The sequence below is a fragment of the Vibrio sp. N418 genome (genome assembly GCF_000222565.1).
GTDB classification, from domain to species: Bacteria; Pseudomonadota; Gammaproteobacteria; order Enterobacterales; family Vibrionaceae; genus Vibrio; species Vibrio scophthalmi.
The window spans coordinates 26,211-44,945 of the sequence record NZ_AFWD01000095.1 but is presented as its reverse complement, the minus strand read 5'-3'; the positions used below and the strand labels follow the sequence as shown (position 1 = coordinate 44,945).

16 protein-coding genes and 1 riboswitch are annotated in these 18,735 nt (G+C 45.0%); of the genes, 6 read left to right on the top strand and 10 right to left on the bottom strand.

Going from position 1 to position 18,735, the window contains the following annotated elements; translation table 11 throughout:
* The first annotated feature begins 6 nt into the window (after positions 1 to 6).
* The gene (locus tag RH86_RS18400; protein WP_009387918.1) at positions 7 to 645 is read left to right on the top strand and encodes an OmpA family protein; all 639 of its coding nucleotides are present in this window, start codon (positions 7 to 9) and stop codon (positions 643 to 645) included.
* An 84-nt stretch (positions 646 to 729) separates the two neighbouring features.
* Here RH86_RS18400 and chrA read toward each other — a convergent pair whose 3' ends face one another.
* The gene (gene chrA / locus RH86_RS18395) at positions 730 to 1,875 is read right to left on the bottom strand and encodes a chromate efflux transporter (protein WP_009387917.1); all 1,146 of its coding nucleotides are present in this window, start codon (positions 1,873 to 1,875) and stop codon (positions 730 to 732) included.
* Positions 1,876 to 1,980: 105 nt separating this feature from the next.
* Between chrA and RH86_RS18390 the strand changes: the two genes are divergently transcribed.
* The gene (locus tag RH86_RS18390; protein WP_009387916.1) at positions 1,981 to 2,916 is read left to right on the top strand and encodes a LysR family transcriptional regulator; all 936 of its coding nucleotides are present in this window, start codon (positions 1,981 to 1,983) and stop codon (positions 2,914 to 2,916) included.
* Positions 2,917 to 2,987: 71 nt separating this feature from the next.
* Here RH86_RS18390 and RH86_RS18385 read toward each other — a convergent pair whose 3' ends face one another.
* From RH86_RS18385 to RH86_RS18375, 3 genes are all read right to left on the bottom strand, one after another.
* On the bottom strand, positions 2,988 to 3,656 hold the full coding sequence (locus RH86_RS18385) for a hypothetical protein (RefSeq protein WP_009387915.1): 669 nt from the start codon (positions 3,654 to 3,656) through the stop codon (positions 2,988 to 2,990).
* A gap of 220 nt (positions 3,657 to 3,876) precedes the next feature.
* Entirely contained in the window at positions 3,877 to 5,220 is a 1,344-nt protein-coding gene (locus RH86_RS18380) for an MATE family efflux transporter (RefSeq protein ID WP_005594142.1), read from the bottom strand.
* A 131-nt stretch (positions 5,221 to 5,351) separates the two neighbouring features.
* Complete coding sequence (locus RH86_RS18375; RefSeq protein WP_009387914.1) at positions 5,352 to 5,906, bottom strand: gamma-glutamylcyclotransferase family protein; 555 nt, start codon at positions 5,904 to 5,906, stop codon at positions 5,352 to 5,354.
* A gap of 281 nt (positions 5,907 to 6,187) precedes the next feature.
* On the opposite strand from RH86_RS18375, the gene RH86_RS18370 reads away from it, so the two are divergent.
* On the top strand, positions 6,188 to 7,372 hold the full coding sequence (locus RH86_RS18370; protein WP_009387913.1) for an NnrS family protein: 1,185 nt from the start codon (positions 6,188 to 6,190) through the stop codon (positions 7,370 to 7,372).
* Positions 7,373 to 7,436: 64 nt separating this feature from the next.
* On the opposite strand, the gene mltC is transcribed toward RH86_RS18370, so the two are convergent.
* From mltC to RH86_RS18345, 5 genes are all read right to left on the bottom strand, one after another.
* A complete protein-coding gene (gene mltC / locus RH86_RS18365; protein ID WP_009387912.1) occupies positions 7,437 to 8,558 on the bottom strand; it encodes a membrane-bound lytic murein transglycosylase MltC in 1,122 nt (373 codons plus the stop codon).
* Between the two features lie 148 nt (positions 8,559 to 8,706).
* The gene (dapD, locus tag RH86_RS18360; protein ID WP_005594148.1) at positions 8,707 to 9,738 is read right to left on the bottom strand and encodes a 2,3,4,5-tetrahydropyridine-2,6-dicarboxylate N-succinyltransferase; all 1,032 of its coding nucleotides are present in this window, start codon (positions 9,736 to 9,738) and stop codon (positions 8,707 to 8,709) included.
* A gap of 487 nt (positions 9,739 to 10,225) precedes the next feature.
* Positions 10,226 to 11,218, bottom strand: coding sequence for a GGGtGRT protein (locus tag RH86_RS18355; protein WP_009387910.1), 993 nt, complete (start codon positions 11,216 to 11,218; stop codon positions 10,226 to 10,228).
* Positions 11,219 to 11,273: 55 nt separating this feature from the next.
* The gene (locus tag RH86_RS18350; protein ID WP_009387909.1) at positions 11,274 to 11,966 is read right to left on the bottom strand and encodes an iron-sulfur cluster assembly scaffold protein; all 693 of its coding nucleotides are present in this window, start codon (positions 11,964 to 11,966) and stop codon (positions 11,274 to 11,276) included.
* A gap of 197 nt (positions 11,967 to 12,163) precedes the next feature.
* Positions 12,164 to 12,237, bottom strand: a riboswitch (Fluoride riboswitch).
* 265 nt (positions 12,238 to 12,502) lie between these two features.
* Positions 12,503 to 13,111, bottom strand: coding sequence for a peroxiredoxin C (locus tag RH86_RS18345; RefSeq protein WP_005594153.1), 609 nt, complete (start codon positions 13,109 to 13,111; stop codon positions 12,503 to 12,505).
* Between the two features lie 199 nt (positions 13,112 to 13,310).
* Between RH86_RS18345 and RH86_RS18340 the strand changes: the two genes are divergently transcribed.
* The 3 genes from RH86_RS18340 to aceA all read left to right on the top strand — a co-directional run bounded on the left by RH86_RS18340 (position 13,311) and on the right by aceA (position 17,922).
* A complete protein-coding gene (locus RH86_RS18340; protein ID WP_009387908.1) occupies positions 13,311 to 14,216 on the top strand; it encodes a hydrogen peroxide-inducible genes activator in 906 nt (301 codons plus the stop codon).
* Between the two features lie 597 nt (positions 14,217 to 14,813).
* Positions 14,814 to 16,451, top strand: a complete 1,638-nt coding sequence (gene aceB, locus RH86_RS18335; protein ID WP_009387907.1) for a malate synthase A — start codon at positions 14,814 to 14,816, stop codon at positions 16,449 to 16,451.
* Between the two features lie 160 nt (positions 16,452 to 16,611).
* The gene (gene aceA / locus RH86_RS18330) at positions 16,612 to 17,922 is read left to right on the top strand and encodes an isocitrate lyase (RefSeq protein ID WP_009387906.1); all 1,311 of its coding nucleotides are present in this window, start codon (positions 16,612 to 16,614) and stop codon (positions 17,920 to 17,922) included.
* A gap of 243 nt (positions 17,923 to 18,165) precedes the next feature.
* Here aceA and RH86_RS18325 read toward each other — a convergent pair whose 3' ends face one another.
* The gene (locus tag RH86_RS18325; RefSeq protein ID WP_009387905.1) at positions 18,166 to 18,609 is read right to left on the bottom strand and encodes a CBS domain-containing protein; all 444 of its coding nucleotides are present in this window, start codon (positions 18,607 to 18,609) and stop codon (positions 18,166 to 18,168) included.
* Positions 18,610 to 18,735: the final 126 nt, after the last annotated feature.

Below are 18,735 nucleotides of genomic sequence, written 5' to 3'. Positions count from 1 at the left end.
GGTCACATGCAACGAGCGATGTTATGCACCATTATGACACTTTTATGTAGTCCAATTTCTCTTGCGGTGGCTGCGGAAGGTCAGGAAATCATTCGTTATTGCGCTAAACCCGATCTAAATGAACAACAAGACATTCGTTTTGGACCGGCAAAAGAAGTCTTGTTAGTTCAAGGGCCTTTTATGCAATTGGAACGTGGTAGCGATTACCAATTAACTGAGCAGATGATCATCCAAGAGTTATTGAAAGCCGGGATTGATCCTGATTGCGCAGAGTATTTGATGTCGAAAAGTAATATTGAGTCATACAATTCTGGTGAGCTAGTTGCGCGTGTCTATTTTGCCTTTGATAAGTCGATGCTCACACAAGAATCAAAGTATGTACTTGATACGATAGTAAAAAAAATGGGCGCGAGCGAACAAGATCTTATTCTTGAGGGACACACGGACAACGTCGGTAGCCATGAGTATAATTTTGCTTTGGGTATGCGCCGTGCAGACAGTGTCAATGACTACCTTATTGCAAAGCAGATGAAAAAGGAGTCACTAGCAACCGTCTCCAAGGGGGAGGTCGTTCCGATCAAAACGAATTCAACCGCTGAAGGGCGCAAAGCTAATCGTCGCGTTGATATTGTGGCTGGAAAATAGAGTTAGCTGGATCAGAAAGCAAAAGCGCTGAATGTCATCACATTCAGCGCTTTTTATTGTCCATCGTTCTAGAGTTTATTGTCGTTATGGGACAAAGCTGGTGGCAAAACCCGCTACGATAAAGGCAATAACCATCCAGATAATTGGCAGTTTCAACTGTTTTAGCAGGAAGAAACCGACCAGTATCAATGCGACATCTAATGGAGCATTGACCGCACTGGTAAATACGGGTTGATAGAGAGCTGAAACCAGTAAGCCTACCACGGCCGCATTGACACCGCTGACTGCGCCAGCCACTTGTGGCTTTTGCGCCAATGATTGCCAGTTTTTCAATACCCCCAGCAGCAATAAGAAGCCCGGAAGAAAAACCGCAACGGTTGCCACTAGAGCACCGACAATTGGCGCATTAGGTTGTAGCTCATACCCAATGTAAGTGGCAAAGGTAAACATTGGCCCAGGCACGGCTTGTGCGGCAGCATAGCCAGTTAAAAAGGCATCTTGGCTGAGTTGGTCGCCGACAATATTTTGCAGTAGTGGCAGGACGACATGACCGCCACCAAAGACTAAGCTACCCGCTTGGAAGAAGTCATTAAATAGGCCAAGGGTTGGTGCTAAGTGTGTGAACAGTGGCAACCCGAGTAGCAGCACAACAAAAAGCGCTAAAGGCGCAATGCTCGGTTTAAAGGGGCGTGGTTCGCAAGGCGTTTCACCTTTAAGGTATTTTGTGCCAATCAGTGCCGCAAGCACCAAGACAATCATTTGTGTGGCGATGCTTGGCATGATGAGTAGTGCAATGGCTGTCATCAAGCATAAACTCACGGACAGTGTGCCTTTGCAAAAATTCTTATACATCCCCCAGGTTGCATCGGCAACGACCACCACAGCCAGTAATTTTAGGCCATGTACGATGCTTTGAAAGGCAGTCGTTTCGGTAACTTGGCTTGAGACGACTGCCAGCAATACCATGATCAATACCGATGGAAGGGTAAAGCCAATAAATGCCGCACAAGCGCCTAATAGTCCACCCCGCTTGTAGCCGATAGCAAAGCCAACTTGGCTTGAACCAGGGCCTGGTAGGAATTGGCTGAGCGCCACTATTTGCGCGTACTCACTGTCATCGAGCCAGTTAAGTTTTTCGACGAAGGTTTGGCGAAAGTAGCCAATATGGGCCGCAGGGCCGCCGAAGCTGATCCAGCCAAGCCAGAAAAAGGTTTTAAATATGGAGAGCATCAGTGCTTATCCTATTAATCAAGACTGCCTCTACTTTAAAAAAAACGCTATGATGATTCAAATTGATAGTTTTAATTTTATGTATGAATGAAATGGGATAGTGTGATGGCGTTATTAGATGATATTGCATGGCGAAATATTGACTTAAATCTATTGGTGACTTTTTCCTATCTCTATCGTTACCGTAGTGTCAGTGTTGCGGCGAAAAAGAGTTTTGTTAGTCAGTCAGCGATGAGCCATAGTTTGTCGCGATTGCGAGTGTTGTTGGATGACCCATTGTTTGTTCGTAAAGGGCATAAAATGGAACCAACGGATCATGCTCACCATATTGCGCCGACTCTGCATCAACTGCTCAACAGTATTGCGAAAGATTTGTTGACGAAATCAGCCTTTGATCCCTTCAAATATTCAGGGGTGTGCCGGATTGGTTTAACGGACTATGCGGAGTTTATTTTTGCCCCAGCGCTGTACGATGAGATCCTAACTAATGCACCTGATGCACAAATCAGTTTTATCAACGTTAATCGCAGTAATTACGTTGCTCTGGTTGAGCAAGAAAAGCTGGATATCGTGATTGGCAGTATGCCAGTGTTGGATGATGACTTTGAGAGCCATTATTTATACACCGAGAAACATGTTTGCTTAGCCGATAAACAAGCTCTGAATTTAAGTGGTGAGTTGACTCTAGAAGCTTTTGCTCAGATAGAGCAGGCATTGGTCAGCCCTGATGGGAGTTTATCAACCCAAGTGGATAAGAAGTTAGCTGAGCATGGCTTGTCTCGTCGAGTGACCGTAGCATCTCGTAACTTTCTCACAATCCGTAGCTTGCTTAAAAAGCGTCGATTGATCGCGATTGTGCCGGAAAAAATGGCTAATGCTGAGGGATTTGATGATCAGCTGACTACGTTCCATCCGCCTGTTGCGGTGGCGGATTTTGATATTGCGATGCTATGGCATAGCAGTCGCAGCAGTGAAGATAAAAACATTTGGCTACGAACTTTGGTTGAACGAGTGGTTTCGCCTAAGTCTGCTTCTAAGTGAGCAAGTGGTGCTTTAGGTACGAGAGCATTGAATGTCGTGCTAGATATCTAACACGACATCATGGAGAACGCTTAAGCTTTCTTTAAGGCGCGCTGAATTTTTATGGAAGCATAGGCAATAATGCAATAAGCAAGCAATTCACTGCCTTCTTCCACTATTGTTTTAACGTCTCGTACATAGTGGGCACTCATTACGCCTTTCCAGAAATCGCCCATCCCCATTAGACGTGAATAAACCAATAAAAGTATTAAGCCTAGAACCAGTAGGTTAGCGTACGAAGTATCCAAGATAACGGCTAGCTGAGTAATGGTTTGCTTGCCATTTCGTGCCGCATAAATCAGTGCTGAAATTGTGGTAAAAAGCGCAGGGTAAACCCAAAAACCATGAGAAATATGATCGAGCCAACCATCGTTTTCGCGAATAAACATCACTAAGAAAAATGCGCCAATTAACACTGCAGCATGCTTTAGCGTTGGGCGTTGTTTGGCGATGAAAAAGAATGAGGCACTTGAAATCGCCAGCATAACGAGTTCGAGCATTTCAGTTACAGAGGCTTCACCAACTTTATTGCCTAAAATGACATAGTCCATGCGCAGCGCTACGTTAACCAGTAGACAAATAGCGACAGCAATTAAGGCATTTTGAAAGCGTTTTAAAATGATTTTCGAACTTGATTTATCCAGAGCAAACTCCTCTATAAGAGTTGTGTCACTGGTATGAGTATAGATGTCAGTTTTCATAATGATAAAAATGGGGGAATGAGAATTCGGCTTAAAGGATAGGGTTTGGCGCACTTCTTTTGTCAGAGAAATGTAAGGAAACGAACGCTGTACAATTGATGTGCATAATAATCAATCACTTAATTATTTATGATATTTTGTCATTATTAAATGACAAATGCATCAATTAATAAGTGGCTTGTATCATAGGGTGAGAAAGATTCACTGTGATGATAGGTTGCTATGTCAATTGATAGCGAGTCCACACTTTACTGCGCCAGCGCTGAGCCATAATCAGCCCTCTAAACCATTCATCAAGTGCAATCGCCATCCATGCGCCGATAACGCCGTATCCCCAGTGTACGCCAAGTAGATAGCTAAACAGTACGCCAAGTCCCCACATGCTAAAAATGCCCATTTGCACCGGAAACTTAATATCACCGGCGGCTTTAAGTGCTGAGATGAAAATTAGGTTAAATACGCGCCCGGATTCGAGCAAGATAGAGCCCGCGATCAGAGTGGCCGTAAGTGCCGCAATTTCGGCTTGGTCGGTAAACCATGCAATGATGATGTCACTGCAAAAGTAAGTCGTGATGGTGACAATATTTGTCACGATAAAGCCGACCAAAAAGTACTTTTGTACGCGAATGAGAATGCTGTCAATTAGCCCTCGGCCAATAAAGTAACCCGCTTGAATTTGGCTTGCTTGGCCTAAAGCAAGCGCAAAAGCAAATGAAATACGAGCTATGTTTTGTGCATAGGTAAATGCCGCTAAGGATGCCGTACCCATTTGAACAACAAAGTAAATGATGGTGATTTGCGCCAAGTTGTAGGCAAGCACTTCGCCCGCATTCATTGAGCCAATCCGTACAATCCGACGGTAAATGTCTCGTGGAATGGCGCGCCATTGAGCAAAAGGCAATTCAATATCAGAATTTCGCACCTTATAACAAAGCATGACGGTACTTAGTATTTGAGCAAAAACGGTCGAGATTGCCACGCCTTGTACGCCGTAGACCGGTAAACCGAAAGGTTGGTAAAGCGCGATATAGTTACCAACAATATTAATGACACCCGCAATTAAGTTAACCACCATCGGTGAGCGAGAGTAGCCATGACTGCGCAAGATTGTGGTGAGAACGATACCCATAGTGACATTAAAAGTCATCGCGCCACTGATCAGTAAATATTCTTGCGCGTAATGCTCTACTTGAGCCTCTAATCCATAGTAAGGCAATAGAGAGTAGGCTGCGCAGACGGCGAAAAGGCTGAGAAAAATGCCGACAAAAGCAGACATAATGACACTGGCAACCCCGACGTATGCGGAATCTTGTTGACGATTAGATCCATTGTATTGCGCGATTAAAATACCCGTGCCACTACTGACCATAGAGGAAATGATGATCAGAAAGAAAGAGATCTGTGCAATTACCCCAACCGCTGACACCGCTTTATCTGAATAGCCGCTAAGCATAAATACATCGCTGGTATTGAGTGCGGTGCGAAGCATGATTTCGATAAACAACGGCCACGTAAGGGCGATGATGCTCATGCGTTTATCGATGGTGTTGGGCGCAGATGACATTGGGGTGCTCGATCAGTCGGAAGTTAGCCACAATAAATGGCGGGCTATTATATCGGCGACTTTTTGAACGTATAATGCACTTTATCACTCAATGAGAAAGTGCTAATTAGTGTTAGAACTAACAATAGAGATTAACGGTGAGCTAATAGGCGATCGATTTTTTGCATCACTTCCTGGGTTACGCCCGCAAGGTTGCCATATTTTGGATCGTGACGATCATCTTCGCGTGGATGATGCCAGCCAATGGTATGTTCAATAAATTGCTCGGCGAAGCTTTCTGAGATCTCTAAACAACCGGCTAAAACGGTATCAACATAGGTTTGCATTATAGGGCTGATAATACAGGGCGGAATAGCTTGTTCTGTAATGTAGATCCAGACGTTATCGCGCTCACTGAGTTCGAGTGCACTTACCAATGCGCTAGGATGTAATTTGATCCTCTTATAGCCACGTTCACGGTGGTCAAACTCACTCAATTGTCCACTATCGAGTTGCAGTAAGACGCCGTTCACCATGCCTTCTCCTTTGGTGACAACCAAGGGGGCGAGTAAATAACTCTCATCAACTTTTCCCCAGTAGCGACATAAACCATGAGCAATCGCCGGTGTGGCAGTGGATGTTTGGCCGGTCAGTTGACGTGACGCTGAGTTCATTAAGCTGCCATAACCAAAAATATAATCACTCATATTACTTCCATTTGATAAAGAGACATTTGCTCAAGAGATAAGTTAAATCATAGCGAGAATGAGCACCGCCCAAAAGTGCAATCTGTTTGATGTTATCGCTACTCGTTATAAGTCACTTTGACTTCTTGTTGTGTTATGGACTTACTTTTGTAAGTGTCATAATGACTTCTATTATAAAGTTATTTATTTAAGTGGCTGATAAATAAGTAAATGAAAAGTGGTATAAAAGATGCAAATCAAACAGTGCAATTGTAAAGAGTTACTGTTTTCGGAGTTCCATTTTGCTCAATATTACTGATAAGCGGGTTGAAGATAAAATCCCTGCTGTGTTACGCCTCGGTTTTCGTCCCTTTTTTCTGTTGGGAAGCGTTTATGCACTGATCGCCATTCCTCTTTGGGTATGGATGTTTCGTACCGGTCAACCATCAGCTCTGCAAGTTCCCGCGTTATGGTGGCATGTGCACGAGATGCTGTTTGGTTTTGCTATGGCCATTGTGGTCGGCTTTGTTTTGACGGCGGTGCAAAACTGGACGGGGGTTAATGGAACCAAAAGTTATCGTCTTTTAGTCATTGTGGCGCTGTGGTTGACACCTCGCTTGCTACTCTGGACACCTACGCCACTTTGGCTAATCTCGATAATTGATGCGCTCTTTCTTGCTTTTGCCGCGTATGAAGTGGCGTGGCGAGTCTTCCAAGCTAAAGGTTGGCGCAATCTGTTTTTTGTACCGTTATTTATCTTGGCTATCGTCGCTAACTTCGCCAGTTATGCCTGTGTGAAAGGAATGCCACCGTTTTCAGCATCGGCAGTTTGGCAAGCGATGCTTTGGTGGTTCACCCTATTACTGGCGGTTATGGGCGGACGGGTTATTCCTTTCTTTACTGCACGTCGTTTTAATTTTGACAAGCCACAACCTTTACTATGGCTTGAGTGGCTGGGCAACCTTCCATTACTGGCTTTATTTGTGTTGAGCTTCTTTCCATTAACCTTTGCTGAACTCAGCCAGCCGTTGATGGTGATTGCGGGGGTTGCTCAGTTGATCAAAGTACTGCGTTGGAAGCCGTGGCGAACGCTGAAAGAACCTTTGGTTTGGTCGCTGCATTTGGCTTATTTGTGTATTCCGTTGAGCTTGCTGGCGCGCAGTTTATGGCAGAATGCCTTTGCCCAACATAATATGATTCATTTGTTTGCAATTGGTGCATTGGCTGGGCTTATCTTAGCCATGGTCACTCGTGTCACCATGGGTCACACGGGACGCGCAATTTATCAAGGGCCGAAAATGGCATGGGCATTTGCTTTGCTGTTTATTGCTGCCTTGGTACGCAGTTTTGGTGTGGCATTGTTGCCTGCGCAAATGCTGGTGATGATTGATGTCAGTGCGACTTTGTGGGCGATCGCTTTTACTTTGTTTATCGTCAAGTTTGGTTTCATGCTGGTGACGCCACGTGTTGATGGTCATCCGGGCTGATTCATTACTCAAACCATCTTACGATAGAAGAGAAAAGGCTTAGCGAGTGCTAAGCCTTTTTTGATTAGATGACGTTCTCATTAAAATCTTTTTGGAAATAGAGCACTTTTTGCAAGTAGCGACGCGCTTCTGCTTTTGGGTGTTTGGTGGTCAGCGTGTCGTAGACTTGTTTTGGCGATGAGTTATTCAACTTCACCATCGCTCGCTTACGGTCGCTGCTATCAAAGGCTGAGAGCACACCACCAGTGCCGCCGTTATAAGCGGAAATCATACTAAAGTGCATCGAAGTTGGGTGTTTGACATCACGTAGGTAGCGGTTTTTTAGAATATAGAAATAGGCCGCACCAGTATCAATATTATTGGCGGGATCAAACAAGTATTCCTTGGTTGGAATGCCCGGTTTTTTCTTCACTAAATTAAATACGTCAGCACCGGCCGTTTTCGGGATCACTTGCATGAGGCCATACGCGCCAGCATGACTGACCGCATAAGGGTTAAAGCTACTTTCAGTTTTGATGATTGAATAGATCAAATCTTCAGGAATATCATAGCGATTTGATGCTTCGCGAATAAGACCGGCATATTGATATTCACGCTGCTCTAAATGATCTTTCACCATGGTGATTTCAACGTAGTAAGCATTACCACGCTTGATTGGTTTACTTTGTAACTTGTTCGCCATCAAATAGTCCGCATAGCGGTTAGCGCGCCATTCCCATTCGATCGGTTTACCTTCGTGATCGACTACTTGTCCAAGTAAGAAAGGTTTGCCGCGTAGAATGGCTTCTTTATCGCTAAATAGTTCGGCATGTGCCGGATCAGCAGGCATCAATAGCGTTTGCGTGATCGCTTTTTGCAGTTTTTGCTGTGGTTGGTTTTGTGCAATGGTGGAGACGTAAATCTTACCTTGGTCGAAATCGATATGAGCACGAGTATTGTAGCCATCAAGGTATTTTACGTAGCGATGCTTTCCGGCCTCAACAAACTCATCTTCTCCCCAGCGGTCTTTGGCCAGTTTTGCCACATAAGCCAGTAATTGATTGATATTTTGCTGTTGATTAGCACCAGGTTGATAAATTGGTGGATAGACTGATGGCGGCGCTTCACAGGCACAATTTTGTGGCTCGTCGGGCGTAAAAGAACAGCCGGTTAATAATACGAGCGATAGATAAACGATTTTTTTCATTAGAATAATTAAGCTTCGAACACTGCAGGGCGAGTTTGATAATAAGGAGCGGAGCTTAATAGCTACAATTGAATATTTCTATGGTAATAATAAAAAATCCCCGCAATTAATTGCAGGGATTGATGATTTCAGTGTTTGAGCAACGTAATTAGTTGTTCTTATGCAGCTCAGCGTTGAGCTCAACCGCACTCTTGTTTGCCAAACACTCGATTTGACCCGTTACAGAGTTGCGGCGGAATAGCAGATCAGAAACACCAGCAAGATCACGTGCTTTGGCCATTTCCACTTCTTTACCTGCAGAATCTAGCATACGTACTTTCGAGCCTGCGGTTACGTACAGGCCAGATTCGATAGTACAACGGTCACCCATAGGGAAGCCTAGGCCAGCGTTCGCGCCAAGTAGTGAGTTTTCACCGATAGAAACCACTACTTTGCCACCGCCAGATAGCGTACCCATGATCGATGCGCCGCCGCCGATGTCAGAGCCGTTACCAACCACAACACCCGCAGAAATACGACCTTCCACCATGCTCACGCCAGTGGTACCGGCATTGAAGTTGATAAAGCCTTCGTGCATGACAGTGGTGCCTTCACCCACGTGTGCACCCAGACGTACGCGAGAAGTATCTGCAATACGAACGCCAGTTGGTACCACGTAATCCACCATTTTAGGGAATTTGTCGACACAATCGACGCTTAGCGCGCGACCAGCAAGGCGAGCTTCAATTTGACGCTCAGCCAATTCAGGAAGATCGATAGGGCCTTCGTTAGTCCATGCGATGTTGTGCAGTAGACCAAAGATACCATCGAGTACCGTGCCGTGCGGTTTCACTAGACGGTTAGAGATCAGTTGCAGTTTCAGGAAGCCTTCAGCAACAGATTGAGGCTGTTCATCTGTTGCCAACACAACCAGTACAAGTGGTTGTGCAGATTCAGCGGCTTTCGCGGCGAAAGATGCATTCGCAGCGTCGCCATGAGCGGTAAAGGCCGCAGCAAGTTCTGCACTTTGTGCTGCAGAGATTTCGATAGCTTGGTTGCCTTGCTCATAACCTGCGATGGCTGCTAGTGCGTTAACCAGTGCATCATTTGGGTTAAGTAGAGGGTGTGGAAAAAACGCTTCGATGATTTTACCGTCACGGTTTTTTGTCGCGCTACCAAAGGCAACTGAAAAGAAAGCCATAGTTAATCTCCATGTGTTGAGTCTTTTTATCTCGCCGATTCAATGGCAAGAGATTGAAATAGTGTTATAGCAATAATGTTGTAGCCATAATAAAGAGACTCTTGAGCAGTGGAAAGAGGATTGGTACAGAAAGTCTATCAACGGATATGCTTTGTCTTTTTAGCGACACTTTCGTCTGATTGGAAAGAAAGAGAAGCTAAAAGCAGAATTGAGAAAAGAGAGAAAGAATCGAGAGACGAGAAGGAGAAGAGAGAGGCGAGAAAGAGAATAGAGAAAAAGAATTGAGAGACGATAAGTAGAAAAAAGAAGAGAAGCGAAAAGCAGAAGCAAAAGCAGAAGCAGAAGCAGAAGCAAAAGCAGAAGCGAGAAAGAGTTGGGAAGGGCGAGAGAAGGTAAATGAAAAGATAACCTCGAAGATAGAGGCGTGGAGAATGATACAGTATAGAGCAGCGAAAGGCTGCTCTACTTTTTAGGAGTTAGTCGTAGACTAAGCGGCTTGCAGTTTTAATTCGCTTACTGCGACAGCAAGAGCGACAGTGGCTCCGACCATTGGGTTATTACCCATACCGATGAAGCCCATCATAGCGACGTGCGCTGGTACAGAAGAGCTACCCGCAAATTGCGCATCTGCGTGCATGCGGCCCATGGTATCTGTCATACCATAAGAGGCAGGGCCTGCTGCAACGTTATCTGGGTGTAAAGTGCGACCTGTACCGCCACCGGATGCGACCGAGAAATAGGCTAATCCCTCACGGTTACGCTCTGTTTTGTAGATACCGGCAACGGGGTGTTGGAAGCGCGTTGGGTTGGTCGAGTTACCAGTAATGCTAACGTCGACTTGCTCTTTGTGCATGATGGCAACACCTTCACGTACATCATCAGCCCCGTAGCATAAGATCTCGCCACGCGGGCCTTGAGAAAAACGACGACGTTCAACTTCGTGTAATTGACCTGTTTGATAATCAAACTGGGTTCGAATATAAGTAAAACCATTAATGCGCGAGATAAGGTAAGCGGCATCTTTACCTAAACCATTTAGAATCACTTTCAATGGCGATTGACGAGATTTATTGACGTTTAGAGCGATTTTTATCGCCCCTTCTGCCGCGGCAAAAGATTCATGACCAGCAAGAAAAGCAAAACAGCCGCTTTCTTCATTGAGTAAACGTGCGGCGAGTGCGCCATGACCAATTCCGACTTGGCGCTGTTCTGCAACGCTGCCAGCCTTAGTAAATGCCTGTAAGCCTTCACCAATGATATTTGCCGCTTGTTCTGCATTTTTTGCTTGGCGGTAAATTGCGAGAGCAGTACCTAAAGCATAGGCGTCTGCCGCACTTTCAAAAGCGATAGGTTGGGTATCAAGCACGAGAGCTTTGGCATCAATGCCATGCTCACGACAATATTGATGAGCTTGCTCAATCGAAGTCAAATTCATTTCACTTAGTACACGATGGACTGATGGGGTTAGTTGGATAGTCATAATCTTGTTCCTCTATGTAAGGCAAAGTTAACGTAAGTCAAAGTTAACTGGGCAATTATTGCTGACGTGGATTGATGGTTTTGATGGCTTCATCAAAACGACCATAGGTCCCACTTGCGGCTTTTGCGGCTTCTTCGGCCGGAATGCCTTCACTGATTGCTTTCATCATTTTGCCGAGGTTGAGATATTGATAGCCGATGACCTCACTGTTTTCATCTAATGCAAGGTGAGTGACATAACCCTCTGCCAACTCCATATAGCGCACACCTTTGGCCATGGTGGCGTAGCTTGTACCTACTTGGCTGCGTTGAGTTTGACCAAGGTCTTCTAATGCCGCACCAATTTCTAAGCCACCTTCCGAAAAGGCAGATTGGGTACGACCGTAAACAAACTGGAGGAAAATTTCGCGCATGGCGACGTTGATAGCATCGCAGACTAAGTCAGTATTGAGGGCCTCAAGAATGGTTTTCCCGGTCAGGATTTCAGCCGCCATCGCCGCTGACTGTGTCATACCTGAACAGCCAATCGTTTCAATTAATGCTTCCTCGATGATGCCATTTTTAACATTCAAAGTGAGCTTTGCCGCGCCTTGTTGTGGCGCGCAAGCACCAACACCATGACTGAGGCCTGAAATTGCAATGACATCTTTAGGGCTGATCATTGTGCCTTCAACTGGAATCGGTGCTGAAGGATGCAGATCGCCCCGTTGAATTGGACACATGGATTGAACTTCGTGTGAATATTGCATGATGTTTTCCCAGTATGACATCCAACAAGCAACTGATACGACAGCAAAGCGTTTGTCGCTCAGCAATAGCAGCGCGGATATCTATTAAATTCGATTGAGAAAACAGGTGGGGTTGGAGAAAGAGTTAGCATGCTCACTACAGAACTCATATGGCGCATCTCGAATAGACACCATATCCAACAGGCAGACCTGTTTTCGTTTCTGTAGGAGTCATCAGCATCGTGCGGTTTTGACCGAAAGGCCACGGTGGAACCCCATCACCGTGTAGGCATCATAGTCCTAACTCGCGCAATGTCACAACCGCTTTTTTAGATCGAGTTACGCTATAAAAAGTAATGGTTATATGAAATTGACTATATAGATATGACTGATACAAAAAAGCCCGAAGCGATGCTTCGGGCTTTTTATTAAGACTTTACTATTACTGATTGGCGCTGCGCTTTTTCGCGCTTATGCTTTATTTGTCCAACCGATTACCCGTTGAGCGGGGGTAATAGCGAGTTAACGGTTTAACTCGTTTTGCGTCTCAGGCTAAATTATTTAGCTAGGTCAGCAGAGTGCTCAGATAGGAACGCTGCTACACCTTTAGGTGATGCGTCCATACCTGCTTTACCTTCTTCCCATTGTGCAGGACATACTTCACCGTGCTTCTGGTGGAAGTTTAGTGCGTCAACCATGCGTAGCATTTCGTCGATGTTACGGCCTAGTGGTAGGTCGTTCACAACTTGGTGACGTACAAGACCGTCTTCGTCGATTAGGAAAGAACCACGGAAAGCAACGCCAGCTTCTGGGTGCTCTACGTCGTATGCTTTACAGATTTCGTGTTTCACATCAGCAACTAGAGGGTATTTAACTTGGCCGATACCGCCGTCAGCGATAGCAGTGTTACGCCATGCGTTGTGAGAGAACTGAGAATCGATAGATACGCCGATTACTTCAACACCTTTAGCTTGGAAATCAGCTAGGCGGTTATCAAAAGCGATTAGCTCAGATGGGCAAACGAAAGTGAAATCTAGTGGGTAGAAGAAAACAACCGCTTTCTTACCTTTAGTGAATTCTGCAAAGTTGAAGTTATCAACGATCTCACCGTTACCTAGAACAGCTGCTGCAGTAAAGTCAGGGGCTTGACGACCTACTAGTACCATTTTTTTGCTCCTAAAAATTTTGGTATGTTCCAAACCAGATTATTGATTTTGGTTTGGTCCTTGTTTGTACGGGACAAACTATAGTACAGATTGTACTATTGAAAAAAGTGAATTAAATAGATTAAGTTAATCGAAAAAAGCGATAAAACCTTGATTCATTAACTCAGTCACTAGAAAGGTAGCTGTTAGCGATAGAATTATGAATAAATGGCCTAGTCTCAAGCAATTGCACTATCTCGTTACTCTCCATGAAACGCGCCACTTTAGTGATGCGGCGGAAAAATGTTTCGTCAGCCAGTCAACATTAAGTAAAGGTATTCAAAATCTTGAAGAGTTAATTGGTTGCCCTTTATACGAAAAGAAAGACAAAAAAAGCCCATTGGTTTTTACCCAAGCTGGGGAGCTAGTGGTACAGCAAGGTCGTGATTTACTGGCGAAAGGGCAAGATTTGATTGAGCTAGGTCGCGTATGCCAAGGGGGGGAGATGGAAGGGCAATTGCGTGTTGGTTGTATTCCTACTATTGCGCCTTTCTTACTGTGTAATCTCGTGCAGGAAGTTAACCAGCGTTTTCCTCGCCTCAATATGCTGTTACGTGAAGACACCACCACTAACTTATTGGCAGCGTTACGCCATGGCGATTTGGATGTATTGATCTTAGCACTACCGGTTGATATTGATGGAATGCATAGCCGTATTGTCGGCAGTGATCCGTTTCGCATGATCATTAGTCGTAATCAAGCTGATACCATCAAGGTGCCGATTCATTATGACGACTTACCCAATGAATTTGTGTTTTTGTTGGAGCGTGAACACTGTTTGACAGAGCATGCTGTTTCCGCTTGCCAACTCACCGCCAAAGAGAAGATAAATCCATTTTCTGCCACCAGTTTACATACCTTAGTACAGATGGTGGCTAACGGACTGGGCACGACCTTTATCCCCCAAATGGCGATTGATCATGGTCTGATCGAGAATCAAAACTTGCTGGTGGTTGATCCTCCTGGCCAACAAGCTCATCGTCATATTGGCTTAGTTTGGCGACCAAGTTCCTCTCGCGTTAGCACTTTTAATCAATTAGCAGATGTTGTTTCAGAGCTACTATAGCGGTTGGTATTAGCCGAAAACCGCATTAATGACTATATGAACGCGCTGACAATGGCGCGTTTTTTAGTTTTTAATTCTGTTGGTGTGATTTGACTTGTAAAATTTTACAGATAATTATTTTTGAAGCTTTCATTAAATAGTGAAATTACACATTGTTAATTTTACAAAGCCCACAGGGCTTACCGTTTGAACTCCAGTCGTTACTGTGAATCAACCTATTGTTTATCAAAAACAAAAGTATCCTTTTTTATATTCAAACGTCCGTTTGAATTTACTTCACATCGTCTTTTTTACTGTAAATTAATTACGTAACTACATACATCTCATGGTCATGATTCAATGAGTTAAAGCCAACCGAATAAAACTTCAAACTTCATTTTTGGGGTTTTGCTTACCCTAGTGGTGATGTAAGTTAAATAAAGGTTTTATAAGACCTATGTCTAGATTGTTATCGAGCAAAAATTAGTGGAAAGTAATTTCGAACAGCACGATAAAGGCATTGTCGACATCGGAAGTGAAGAATAAAAAATGTAGTCTGATAATTACAAATGAAAGTTGGGTTATGAACCTTACTCTCAAGATTTAAAGGAAGAAATCATGCTTGCTCAAACGCCTGAACAGACAAAATCCGTATTGGAAGCCCAAGAGTTTTTATCATTACTCTCCACAACGGGTGAGGTTAACTCGCAGCATCAAGCGATCTATCCTCAAGAAGCGCAAACCTTTCTTGCTTTGCTGTGTCATCAGTTTGCTGGTCGAATTGACCACTTACTTTCTGCCAGAGAGCAGCAACAAGCGCGGATCGATAGTGGTGAACTACCGGATTTTTTATCCGAGACACAAGATATTCGCGAGGGAAGCTGGAAGATCCTCGGTATTCCGGCTGACTTGCAAGATCGTCGAGTTGAAATCACGGGTCCCACGGATCGAAAAATGGTGATTAACGCCCTTAATGCCAATGTGAAGGTGTTTATGGCGGACTTTGAAGATTCAATGTCGCCAGCGTGGAGCAAGGTATTGGATGGTCAAGTGAATCTGCGTGATGCCAACTTAGGTGCCATTAGTTACACCAATCAAAGTAACGGCAAGCAGTATGATTTAAACCCCGATCCTGCCGTGTTGATTTGCCGCGTGCGAGGCTTACACCTAAAAGAAAAGCACGTAACTTTTAATGACAAAATTATTCCGGGAGCCTTGTTTGATTTTGCTCTTTACTTCTACAACAACTATCAGACCTTATTGAAAAAAGGCAGTGGTCCTTACTTCTATTTACCAAAGCTGCAATCGCACCATGAAGCGAAGTGGTGGAGTGATGTGTTTCATTTCACCGAAGCGTATTTTGGCCTGCACACTGGCACGATTAAAGCGACGGTATTAATCGAAACCTTACCCGCCGTATTTGAGATGGATGAGATTCTGTTTTCTCTCAAAGAGCATATCGTTGGCCTTAACTGTGGTCGCTGGGACTATATCTTTAGCTACATTAAAACATTGAAAAATCACCCCGACCGCGTGTTACCCGATCGACAGGTTGTGACAATGGAAAAGCCATTTCTCAACGCTTATTCACGCCTGCTGGTTCGTACTTGTCATAAACGCGGTGCGTTTGCGATGGGGGGCATGGCGGCCTTCATTCCGGCAAAAGATCCGGTGGAGAATCAGCAAGTGCTCGACAAAATTCATAACGATAAATCACTGGAAGCCAACAATGGCCATGATGGGACGTGGGTGGCCCATCCAGGTCTTGCCGATACGGCTATGGACGTATTTAGCAAGGTTCTGGGAGAGCGTCACAACCAATTGGACGTGAGTCGCAGTGACGATGTTCCGATTACGGCTGAGCAGTTACTTGCCCCGTGTGATGGCGAGCGAACAGAGCAGGGGATGCGTCACAACATCCGTGTGGCACTGCAATACATCGAAGCGTGGATCTCGGGCAATGGTTGTGTGCCGATATACGGCCTAATGGAAGATGCCGCGACCGCCGAAATCTCGCGTGCTTCAATTTGGCAGTGGATCCAGCATGGTAAAGAACTCGACAACGGAAAGGTTGTCACCAACGCACTGTTTGAGCAGTACCTCAATGAAGAAATCGAGGTGGTGAAACAAGAAGTGGGTGAAGCGCGTTATCAAGCAGGGCGCTTTACTGAAGCGGCGCAATTGATGGCTAAGCTCACCACCAGTGATGAATTAACCAATTTCTTAACCATTCCCGGTTATGACTATCTTGACTAATTTGTTACGGCGTTAAGCGAAGGCTGCGCCAAATAACGATGAAAAGTAATAAAGAATTTTAGTAGTAGAAACAATCCAATAACGTGAAGGAATACTGGCGGAGCAGGATGTACTGCCGGCAAAGATAATAGCGCACCGCGCACTAAATGAGGGATAGAACATGACATTAACTCGACAGCAACAAATCGAAGCGCTTGAACAAGATTGGGCAAGTAATCCACGCTGGAAACAAGTGAAGCGTCCTTACTCTGCAGAAGAGGTAGTTAATCTACGTGGCTCTATCGTGCCAGCCAATACCATCGCTCAACGCGGTGCAGACAAACTGTGGTCACTGGTTAATGGTGATGCCAAAAAAGGCTATGTGAATTGTTTAGGCGCTCTGACGGGGGGGCAAGCCGTTCAGCAAGCCAAAGCAGGTATTGAAGCGATTTACCTTTCAGGTTGGCAAGTGGCGGCAGATAACAATACGGCTTCGACCATGTATCCTGATCAGTCACTCTATCCAGTAGACTCGGTGCCATCGGTTGTGAAGCGAATTAATAATTCGTTCCGCCGAGCAGACCAAATTCAGTGGACCAATGGTAAAAGCCCAGAAGATGAGGGTGGTTTAGATTACTTCCTGCCAATTGTTGCCGATGCAGAAGCAGGCTTTGGTGGTGTGTTGAATGCATATGAGTTAATGAAGTCAATGATTGAAGCGGGCGCTGCTGGGGTGCACTTTGAAGACCAGTTAGCATCGGTGAAAAAGTGTGGTCACATGGGCGGTAAAGTGCTCGTGCCAACCCAAGAAGCAGTGCAGAAGTTAGTCGCGGCTCGTTTGGCTGCTGATGTGGCGGGAACAACCACACTAGTGATTGCGCGCACTGATGCCAATGCGGCAGATTTGCTGACTTCAGATTGTGATCCGTACGATAAAGACTTTATTGAAGGCGACCGTACCGCAGAAGGTTTCTATCGTGTTCGTGCGGGGATCGATCAAGCCATTTCGCGTGGTTTAGCTTATGCCCCTTACGCGGATCTGATTTGGTGTGAAACAGCAAAACCGTGCCTTGAAGAAGCGCGTAAATTTGCCGAAGCGATTCATGCCGAGTACCCAGACCAACTCTTGGCCTACAACTGTTCGCCATCGTTTAACTGGGAGAAAAACCTCGATTCAGAAACCATTGCTAAGTTCCAACAAGCGCTGTCTGACATGGGTTACAAATATCAATTTATTACGCTGGCAGGTATTCACAATATGTGGTTCAACATGTTTGAACTGGCACACGCTTACGCCCAAGGTGAAGGTATGCGCCACTATGTTGAAAAGGTACAGCGTCCAGAATTCGAAGCAGCAGACAAGGGGTACACCTTTGTGGCACACCAACAAGAGGTGGGCACAGGCTACTTTGATAAGATGACCAACACCATTCAAGGTGGTAACTCATCAGTAACGGCATTAACCGGGTCAACGGAAGAAGATCAGTTTTAAGCCGCATAACCTTAAAGCTTTTGCCTTAAGTCATCCTCCAGATAATGGCTTAAGGCACAGCAACGTTAACAGCCATACTGCTCCATCTAGCCTTCTTTGGAGGGCTATTGGAATAGTTTAATGTTCCTTACAGAACACCCCTATTAACAAATGAAGTAACAACTGAAGCTACAACTTAGGCATAAATTTTTGATGTTCTTTGAGCGGCGCGGGCCGCTCTTTTTTTGCCCGCGAGGCTATTCGCTATTCGTCGACCTCTTCTGGTTCTGCCTCTTCTTGCAATTCCAATAAATTGATCGCAATGCCAACAAAGTCACTGTCGGTAATAATGCCGACCAACTGACCTTTTTCGATCACAGGTAAACAACCCACTTTATGTTTTTGCATATAAAGCGCCGTTTCTTTTAGACCCGCTTTTGGTGTGACGGTCATGACGTTGGTACGCATTACTTCATACAAAGGGGTGCTTAACGTGAAGGATTGATTTTCAGGGATATCTTGCAAGCTTGACTCTTGTGCTGCGAGTAAGTCGCGTTGAGAAATAATGCCAAGTAAACGACGATCGGCATCCACCACAGGGACATGACGAATATCCAACGCTTCCATGATGTGCTTTGCATCCACTAACTGATGAGAGCGTAACAAGGTATGTGGGCTACGAGTCATCATCTCTTCGACTTTTATCATAGTGGCCTCCTTAAAGATTTACGCAGATGATTACCCTAAGGTAATTATTCCTATTGTTACTATAGGAATAAATGGCGGATTTTTTTGGGAGCGGGCGCGGCTTTCACAGTAAAATATCCAGATTAA

Excerpts from the sequence above, each read along its gene's own strand:
- RH86_RS18355 (WP_009387910.1), bottom strand. The coding sequence starts at position 11,218 with ATGACTATCCAACTAACCCCATCAGTCCATCGTGTACTAAGTGAAATG.
- RH86_RS18380 (WP_005594142.1), bottom strand. The coding sequence starts at position 5,220 with ATGTCATCTGCGCCCAACACCATCGATAAACGCATGAGCATCATCGCC.
- RH86_RS18340 (WP_009387908.1), top strand. The coding sequence starts at position 13,311 with ATGAATAAATGGCCTAGTCTCAAGCAATTGCACTATCTCGTTACTCTC.
- aceA (WP_009387906.1), top strand. The coding sequence starts at position 16,612 with ATGACATTAACTCGACAGCAACAAATCGAAGCGCTTGAACAAGATTGG.
- RH86_RS18345 (WP_005594153.1), bottom strand. The coding sequence starts at position 13,111 with ATGGTACTAGTAGGTCGTCAAGCCCCTGACTTTACTGCAGCAGCTGTT.
- dapD (WP_005594148.1), bottom strand. The coding sequence starts at position 9,738 with ATGGCTTTCTTTTCAGTTGCCTTTGGTAGCGCGACAAAAAACCGTGAC.
- aceB (WP_009387907.1), top strand. The coding sequence starts at position 14,814 with ATGCTTGCTCAAACGCCTGAACAGACAAAATCCGTATTGGAAGCCCAA.
- mltC (WP_009387912.1), bottom strand. The coding sequence starts at position 8,558 with ATGAAAAAAATCGTTTATCTATCGCTCGTATTATTAACCGGCTGTTCT.
- RH86_RS18350 (WP_009387909.1), bottom strand. The coding sequence starts at position 11,966 with ATGCAATATTCACACGAAGTTCAATCCATGTGTCCAATTCAACGGGGC.
- chrA (WP_009387917.1), bottom strand. The coding sequence starts at position 1,875 with ATGCTCTCCATATTTAAAACCTTTTTCTGGCTTGGCTGGATCAGCTTC.
- RH86_RS18400 (WP_009387918.1), top strand. The coding sequence starts at position 7 with ATGCAACGAGCGATGTTATGCACCATTATGACACTTTTATGTAGTCCA.
- RH86_RS18385 (WP_009387915.1), bottom strand. The coding sequence starts at position 3,656 with ATGAAAACTGACATCTATACTCATACCAGTGACACAACTCTTATAGAG.
- RH86_RS18375 (WP_009387914.1), bottom strand. The coding sequence starts at position 5,906 with ATGAGTGATTATATTTTTGGTTATGGCAGCTTAATGAACTCAGCGTCA.
- RH86_RS18325 (WP_009387905.1), bottom strand. The coding sequence starts at position 18,609 with ATGATAAAAGTCGAAGAGATGATGACTCGTAGCCCACATACCTTGTTA.
- RH86_RS18390 (WP_009387916.1), top strand. The coding sequence starts at position 1,981 with ATGGCGTTATTAGATGATATTGCATGGCGAAATATTGACTTAAATCTA.